Annotated in this window: 1 pseudogene; it reads right to left on the bottom strand. The window is 42.6% G+C overall.

The window, feature by feature from the left end:
- Positions 1-608 (bottom strand): annotated as a pseudogene (locus tag SORDD16_RS03660) (Tex-like N-terminal domain-containing protein); the annotation flags it as partial.

Here is a 608-nt window from a genome sequence, read left to right as displayed (position 1 = left end):
AGTCAATTCTGTCCGAATGCGTCGCTCAATAGCAGGCAAGACCTTTTTCTTAACTGACTGTTGAACAACTTCATCAATATAGGCATTTTTCACCTTGAAACGAGCAGCAAAGAAGGCAAGAATACGGTCTGTCGCATGTTCAAAACCGACCTTCAAAATCCCTAGTTTCTCCCCACGATTGAGGGCCAAGGTACGATAGCCTTGCATATTGCCAACTGTCTCTGAAAAATCATAATAAATCTGAAAAACTTGCTTTTCATCGAGACTTTCGTCCTTGACTTGCGAAGTGATTTTAGAATGTCTCAACACTTCCTGATAGGTCATAGCACGTAGATTAACATCCTCAGATAAGGCTTCGACCAAGATATCAACCGCACCAGAAAGAGCTTCTTGATCAGTCGCAAATCCTTCACAGACAAACTTCTCAGCTTCTTTCTCTAAGCCATCTACATTCTGCAAAATCAAGCGAGCAAGAGGAAAGAGTCCAGCTTCACGGGCAATGGTTGCCTTGGTCCGGCGTTTTTCCTTATAAGGAAGATAGAGTTCTTCAACGTCTGCTAATTTTTCGGCAGCTAAGATAGCTTCTTCCAATTCTTTGGTCAACTTGC

The sequence above is a fragment of the Streptococcus oralis genome (genome assembly GCF_001578945.1).
In the GTDB taxonomy this organism is placed as follows: domain Bacteria; phylum Bacillota; class Bacilli; order Lactobacillales; family Streptococcaceae; genus Streptococcus; species Streptococcus oralis_Q.
The sequence above is the reverse complement of the archived record's forward strand: the minus strand, read 5'-3'. Positions and strand labels throughout refer to the sequence as shown.